This window comes from Mesorhizobium sp. M0633 (genome assembly GCF_040320645.1).
GTDB lineage: Bacteria > Pseudomonadota > Alphaproteobacteria > Rhizobiales > Rhizobiaceae > Mesorhizobium.
In genome coordinates this window covers 75,086-81,559 of record NZ_JAMYQC010000031.1, presented here as the reverse complement: position 1 = coordinate 81,559, position 6,474 = coordinate 75,086, and the positions used below count along the sequence as shown (strand labels likewise).

Here is a 6,474-nt window from a genome sequence, read left to right as displayed (position 1 = left end):
CAACTGGCCCATCTGCTTCACTGCCATCGCGATTCCCTCCGAGCTTCGTCTCAGAGAATCACAATCAGCGAATTACGCAACAGGCCCCCTGTGGGAGAAGGTGGATCGGCGCGCAGCGCCGAGACGGATGAGGGGTGTTGGACGGAGTGCCGCCGGCGCCAAGCTGGAGCACCCCTCATCCGTCGCCTTCGGCGACACCTTCTCCCACAAGGGGAGAAGGGAAGGCGCCACTTTGGTGTCGCCCGCTTGTATCCTGCAGGTTTTTCGGGGGATGATGTCGGGCTTGCGGCTGGTGGTGCGTCCTTGGGGCACAACCATCGTAACTCTTGGGAGGACATCATGACCTTGGAAACCGCTCAATCATCCGTTCAGTCGCCGTGGCAGACCGCGGCAATCCTTATCGCCCGCCTGATCTTCGCCGCCGTCTTCCTGATGGCCGTGATTTTCAAATTCATCGATATCGGCGCCACCGCCGGCTATATCGCGGCGGCCGGGTTTCCGTTCCCGCTGTTCCTGGCCTGGTGCGCAGCCCTGCTCGAGGTCGTCCTCGTTCTATGCTTCCTGACCGGCGCCTTCTTCTCATGGGCAGCACTCGTCGCCGGCGCCTATGTGCTGTTCCTCGGCTTTGCCTTCCACGGGCCGTCGCACTGGGCCGGCAACCAGGCGGAGTTCGGCTTCTTCGTCGATCACTTCACTTTCCTGGCCGGGCTGCTGTTTGCCGCCGTGCACGGGCCGGGCAGGGTCCTGGCGCTGAGGCTTGGCAGGGGGTGATCCCCAATCTCGGAGGCGGCGTTCTCGTAAAGGCGCTCAGAAGGGTGGCTGCGACAATGGCGGTCGGGTCTATGACCGCGACCAGGGCCAGATCGGCAGCACGATCCGCACCAGCATCGTCGTGACGATCGAGAGCGGCCGGGTACCGTCATTCCGGCCATCCGCAGGTCGCGCGCAATAAAAGCGACAGCTAAAGTACGAGCGTTCGAGGTTTATGCTTTTTGTAGATGCGCCTGCATTCCCTCTGTACTTCCAACTTTCGGCGGGCTAAGCAAGACACGGGTCTTGAGGGGGAATTCATGAACATCGCCACGCGTTTTGCTGCCGCCATGATCGGCACGTCTCTGCTTGCCGGCTGCACTACCTTGACCGAAGGCGAATTCAACACGATGCATACCACGCTTGAAGGCAGCCCTGTCACCAAGCGCGTGGCGATCAACGAATGCATTGCACGCGAGAGATCCACGCCGCTCAACGAAAGAAAGACTTACGCAGCAATCATGAATGTCAGTGTCGCAAAATACGACAGCGCCTTTTGTAACCGGCTCTTTAATGCCGTTGCAAATGGCAGGCTGACTTACGCGGACTACCGCAGGCTTTCCTCGCCGGGGGCCGACAGCAGCAAGTTGATCAAGATCTTGCAGGGCCGCTAGCAGGCGCCGCCAGCAGTCTTGCCGCCCCGGCGCGGCAAAGCTGGTATCGCCGCGTCAGCTCCGATCGCGGTGTCACATCTGGTCGTTGTAAGGTTCCTTGATCTGACCGACCATGCGCGCCAGTTTCGAAAAGGACGGCATGTCCGTCTCCGGCTGACATTGATTGGCCAACTCCAGCAGTCGGATCGGGAAGTTGACGGCGTCGCGGCTCGACGCCGACATGCCTTCGGACCTTTCCTCGTTGGTCTCGCTGGCTTCGGCCTTGCGCAAGGCGATGTCTATCTCCTCGACGGAGAGCACGCCCTTGCGGACCAGGACCTGATTGATCGATGCGATGGCCATCAGCAGGCCTTCGAGTTGCAGATTGGCGACGTTCATGGCTTTTGCTCCCATTGGCTAGGGTTCAAACGCGCCAGCGCGTGTTGCGATCCAGTGTGGGACAGCGGGGCAGTCTACGACCGGTCGGGTGGCGATGGCTCTGCAGGGTTCTTGGCCAGGCGAGCATCGATGTCGCTCAGCTTCTGCGCAATGATCTCGAGAGCCGCGACTGACCCGCGCTGAACGCGCACCAGTTTCATGACGAAATATCCGAACACCCCGAGCATCAGAACCATCGGGAGCCAGCTGATAATAATGCCGAGCAGAGAGCTCGAACCGTCTTCCATGTCGACACCTTGATTCCACGTCCTCAACCAACGCGTGCAGCAAAGCATTGAATTGACTATGCAATAAGCGGTTCTGGGCAAAATTTCTATTGCCGGTCGAAGGAACGAGGCCGAATTCAAAATGGTCCGCGCGGCGCCACCAAAGCGAGCAGGCGAGGGGTATTCTCACATTTTTTCGCGTCTCAGGTGAATTTTGTTCTTGCTTTGTGCCGGCAGCTATGCTACTAATTTGGCTATGGTGCCAATTGGCTCCAACGACCCGCCCGCCGAGGCGGGTTTTTTGTTTCAGGCCGGTTTGGAGACGATCACGGCGAGAGAGGCGAGTTTTCCGTCACTCAGGCTTCGGATGTAGTTGCGGCGGCGCTGCAGGAATTCCGCGCCCATGACGACTTCATTTGCCTGCTGCTGCGCCGGCGAGGGCACGATGCCGGAATTGGCCCTCTTCAGCGCCAGCTCAACATGTTCGCCGGTTTCGTCGACGATTTCGTCGATGCGAAATCCGGCATCGACAAACAGGGTTTTCAATTTTTCCCGATCGGCGAGGTGGCTGGTCGCCGCAGAAACCGCCCACGGCATGGGATAGTAGGGCTCGCCGCCGGCGAGCACGGCTTCGGTCCAGATCAGCCTGCCTCGCGGTTTCAGCACGCGCCAGGCCTCGTCGATGACCGCGGCCTTGTTCTCGATGTTCATGCCGACATAGAAGCAGATCGCCGCATCGAAGGTGCTGTCGCCAAAAGGCAGTTTCGTTGCGTCGGCCTGATGGAAGCGAACCTTGTCTGCCAGTCCGCTGAGTGCGGTCAGTCGGCTCGACGCGGCGACAAAGGCTGGTGTCAGGTCGATGCCGTCGACCTGGCAGCCATAGGTCGAGGCCAGAAACCTTGCCGGCCCGCCAATGCCGCTGCCGATATCCAGGATCCGATCTGTCGGCGAAGGAGCAAGACGGGCCGCATGCTCCCGCGTGGCGATCAGTTCGCGGCCATGGAGCTGATCGAATGGATAGAGTTGCGCGGCCGCGAGTTTTTCGGCCGGGTCGGCGTCCGGGATCGCGGCCAATATGCGATCGACGATGCCGTCGCTGCCGTAGTGACTGGTGACATTGCCCATGACGCGTTCCCCTCAAGCGCAACCACCATCCCATCAACGCAAGTCTCACGCAATGCCCGCCTTTTTCGCCCCTCCTTCCAGCCGTTCACCGACGAGGGTGCGAGGTCGTCAGTGCATTTTCTGCCGCCGTGCCACATTTTGTTCTTGCTTTGTGCCGGCAGCTATGCTACTAATCTGGGTATGGTGCCAATTGGCTCCAACGACCCGCCCGCCGAGGCGGGTTTTTGTTTTCCGGCTTCTTTTTCGATCGAACGTTGCGTGAGCTGCCGGCTATGAAGTCGGCGGGACAGCGCCCCCCCTCTGGCCTGCCGGCCATCTCCCCCTCAAGTGGGGAGATTGGCGGTTTCGGCGCTGCGCTCTTCCTGCAACGTTGGAGATTGGCGAAAGCCGGCGCGAAAGCCAATCTCCCCCCAAGTGGGGGAGATGTCCGGCAGGACAGAGAGGGGCGCGAAGGAGCCTAGCGGTCTTCTTGGAACGTCAATCGGGAGGCGGACAAGGCGAGGCGCTGAAAGGAATTCGCATTTTTCTGCCGTCGTGCCACATTTTGTTCTTGCTTTGTGCCGGCAGCTATGCTACTAATTTCGGTATGGTGCCAATTGGCTCCAACGACCCGCCCGCCGAGGCGGGTTTTTCATTTCGGGCTCCTGTTCGACCGAATGTTGCGTGTGCTGCCGAGGTATGTCGGCGCGAATGAACGCGACCGACTATCCCGGTCCGCAACCACCTATCGTCCATAGATTTCCCAACGCGCCCGTGCGCCCATTTCAGAGAACACCCCATGTCCAACCGTTACGCCACCATCATCACCGACGATGACGGCCGCGAGGTCGTCAGCGCTATTGGCGAGTTCGCCGGCGCCGCACCCTATGCACGCCATGGCCGCTTCGAGCAGGTCGCCGCCGGCGTGCGGATCGGCATGGTGCGCGGCGGTAGCGTCGATGCGGTCGGCGGCTTCGGCTTCCCGTCGGGAGCACTCGACGGCAAGGCGGTGGCAATTCTCAGGGCAAGGCTGAATGCCTTGCCTGACGCCAGTACGGTTAAGCCCGGCACGACGACTGATGCGAAACCGGCAAGCCAGCTGCGGAAGCCGAAGTCGGCACGCGCCGGCAAGAAGGCCAAGCCGCGCAGGCGCATCGTGCGGCCAGCCAACAAGAAGCCGATGTCCGCCGGGACGGCGGAGTAGGGCATGGCCAAGGCTCCTTCCACCGGCGATCCGCAGCCGCACGATCAAGCACCCGGCAAGCCCGGCCGAACCAGGCGGGCGAAGAAGACGCTGGCCGACGGCTTTCTCGAAGCGATCCGCGCCGATTTCCGCGCCCATGGCGCCAGCGTCATCGCCGAGGTGCGCGCCGAAAAGCCCGATCAGTATCTGAAGCTCGTGCTGTCGGTGCTGCCCAAGGATCTTAGTGTCAACATCAACAATCTGGATGCATTGAGCGATGACGAAATCAGGCAGCGAATCCGCGGCCTCGAAGCCGTCCTTAGGCCGTTCCTCGAGAAGCCGGGCTTCGCAAAAGGCCTCGCAGAGCCGGGCGGCAAGGACGGAATATCTCAGCCTGCTGGCGGAGCTGGACCGCAGGCGCCGCACTAACCAGCTTGCCGCCTATCGGCCCTATTCCAGGCAGGCCGAGTTCCATGCAGCCGGCGCGACCAATCGCGAGCGCCTGTTCATGGCCGGCAACCAGCTCGGCAAGACCAGGGCCGGCGGCGCCGAATGGGCGATGCACCTCACCGGCCGCTATCCCGACTGGTGGCAAGGCAAGGTTTTCGATTGTCCGGTTCGGATGTGGGCGGCCGGCGTCACCGGCGAAAGCACGCGCGACAATCCGCAGCGCATCCTGATCGGCCCGCCGCAGCAGCAGGCGGCCTGGGGCACCGGCATGATCCCGGCCGACGCCATCGTCAGCACGATGGCGGGACGGGCGCCGGGCGCGCTCGACAGCGTCGTGGTGCGCTGGGGCGGCGGCGGCGACGTCCAGGCCGGCGAATCGGTGCTGTCGTTCAAGAGCTACGAGAAGGGCCGCGAGAAATGGCAGGGCGAAACACTGCACGGCGTCTGGTTCGACGAGGAACCGCCGCTCGACATCTATTCCGAAGGGCTGACCCGCACCAACGCCACCGGCGGCATCACCATCGTCACCTTCACGCCGCTGCTCGGCATGTCGGACGTGGTGCTGCTGTTCTTGTCGGCAGAGGAGGTGGGAGGGATGGGGAAGGGCTAGCATTGCAGAACTTGGGTTCCTCGCCCCACAAAGTGGGGAGAGGTGGCCGCGCAGCGGCCGGAGAGGGGACTTTGGCAAGCACCAGACGCTGGCTCCCTCGATTGTTGTCTGCACAGGTCGGCGCAATTCCCCTCTCCGTCTCGGCTTCGCCGAGCCACCTCTCCCCACTCCGTGGGGCGAGGAACCCAAGCTTTTGACCGACCGCGTCATATTCTTTGCCGGACAGCACCATACGTCCAGTGCCTGCCACCACGATTCAATGCCGCGAGGGCGCACAATGACCCGTCACGTCACCTTCATGACCATCGACGATGCCGAACATTATACGCCGCAGCAGCGCGCCGAGATCATTGCCGCCTATCCGGCGCATGAGCGCGAGGCGCGGGCCAAGGGCATTCCGGTGCTCGGCTCCGGCCGCATCTTTCCGGTGGCCGAGGAGCTGATCGCCTGCGAGCCGTTCCCGCTGCCGCGCTACTGGCCAAGGCTCGGCGCGCTCGATTTCGGCTGGGACCATCCCTCGGCGGCGGTCGAGCTTGCCTGGGATACGGAGGCCGATGTCGTCTATGTCACGAAAGCCTGCCGCGCCTCGCAGCAGACGCCCGCCATGCAGGCGCTGACGCTGAAACCGTGGGGCGAATGGCTGCCATGGGCATGGCCGCGCGACGGCCGCCGCGAGACGCTGGAAGGTGCCGGCACCGCACTTGCGAAGCAATATTCGGCAAATGGGCTGAACATGCTCGCCAGCCATGCGCAGTTCGCCGATGGTTCGGTTTCGGTGGAGGCCGGGCTGATGGAGATGCTCGACCGCATGCAATCAGGCCGGTTCAAGGTGTTCTCGACGCTTTTGCCGTGGTTCGAGGAGTTCCGGCTCTATCACCGCAGGGACGGCCAAGTGGTGAAGCTGCGCGACGATCTGATGGCGGCGACCCGCTACGGCGTGATGATGCTGAGGGAAGCTGTGGTCGACCCGGCTCTGTTCAAGGCCGCGCGGCGGAAGGCGGGGCAAGCCGATCCGCTGGGGGCGTTTCGGTGAGGGCGCAAGGCCGTAAGCAAATTGAA

Annotated in this window: 8 protein-coding genes and 1 pseudogene; 6 read left to right on the top strand and 3 right to left on the bottom strand. The window is 62.5% G+C overall.

Annotation, left to right across the window (positions count from 1 at the left end):
• Positions 1 to 339 precede the first annotated feature (339 nt).
• Positions 340 to 771 (top strand): DoxX family protein, encoded by a 432-nt coding sequence (locus tag NKI47_RS26965; protein ID WP_352594206.1) that lies wholly within the window; start codon positions 340 to 342, stop codon positions 769 to 771.
• Between the two features lie 299 nt (positions 772 to 1,070).
• The gene (locus NKI47_RS26960; protein WP_352465355.1) at positions 1,071 to 1,424 is read left to right on the top strand and encodes a hypothetical protein; all 354 of its coding nucleotides are present in this window, start codon (positions 1,071 to 1,073) and stop codon (positions 1,422 to 1,424) included.
• 72 nt (positions 1,425 to 1,496) lie between these two features.
• Here NKI47_RS26960 and NKI47_RS26955 read toward each other — a convergent pair whose 3' ends face one another.
• The 3 genes from NKI47_RS26955 to NKI47_RS26945 all read right to left on the bottom strand — a co-directional run bounded on the left by NKI47_RS26955 (position 1,497) and on the right by NKI47_RS26945 (position 3,193).
• The gene (locus tag NKI47_RS26955; protein WP_023675713.1) at positions 1,497 to 1,802 is read right to left on the bottom strand and encodes a hypothetical protein; all 306 of its coding nucleotides are present in this window, start codon (positions 1,800 to 1,802) and stop codon (positions 1,497 to 1,499) included.
• Between the two features lie 74 nt (positions 1,803 to 1,876).
• A complete protein-coding gene (locus tag NKI47_RS26950; RefSeq protein ID WP_352594205.1) occupies positions 1,877 to 2,089 on the bottom strand; it encodes a hypothetical protein in 213 nt (70 codons plus the stop codon).
• Between the two features lie 285 nt (positions 2,090 to 2,374).
• The gene (locus NKI47_RS26945; protein ID WP_352594204.1) at positions 2,375 to 3,193 is read right to left on the bottom strand and encodes a class I SAM-dependent methyltransferase; all 819 of its coding nucleotides are present in this window, start codon (positions 3,191 to 3,193) and stop codon (positions 2,375 to 2,377) included.
• A gap of 778 nt (positions 3,194 to 3,971) precedes the next feature.
• On the opposite strand from NKI47_RS26945, the gene NKI47_RS26940 reads away from it, so the two are divergent.
• The 4 genes and pseudogenes from NKI47_RS26940 to NKI47_RS26925 all read left to right on the top strand — a co-directional run.
• Positions 3,972 to 4,376, top strand: a complete 405-nt coding sequence (locus tag NKI47_RS26940; RefSeq protein WP_352594203.1) for a hypothetical protein — start codon at positions 3,972 to 3,974, stop codon at positions 4,374 to 4,376.
• Between the two features lie 3 nt (positions 4,377 to 4,379).
• Positions 4,380 to 4,784, top strand: a complete 405-nt coding sequence (locus tag NKI47_RS26935; protein WP_352594202.1) for a hypothetical protein — start codon at positions 4,380 to 4,382, stop codon at positions 4,782 to 4,784.
• Between the two features lie 79 nt (positions 4,785 to 4,863).
• The gene (locus NKI47_RS26930) at positions 4,864 to 5,415 is read left to right on the top strand and encodes a terminase large subunit domain-containing protein (protein ID WP_502898078.1); all 552 of its coding nucleotides are present in this window, start codon (positions 4,864 to 4,866) and stop codon (positions 5,413 to 5,415) included.
• 280 nt (positions 5,416 to 5,695) lie between these two features.
• Positions 5,696 to 6,448: pseudogene (locus NKI47_RS26925) on the top strand (phage terminase large subunit family protein); the annotation flags it as partial.
• Positions 6,449 to 6,474 lie beyond the last annotated feature (26 nt).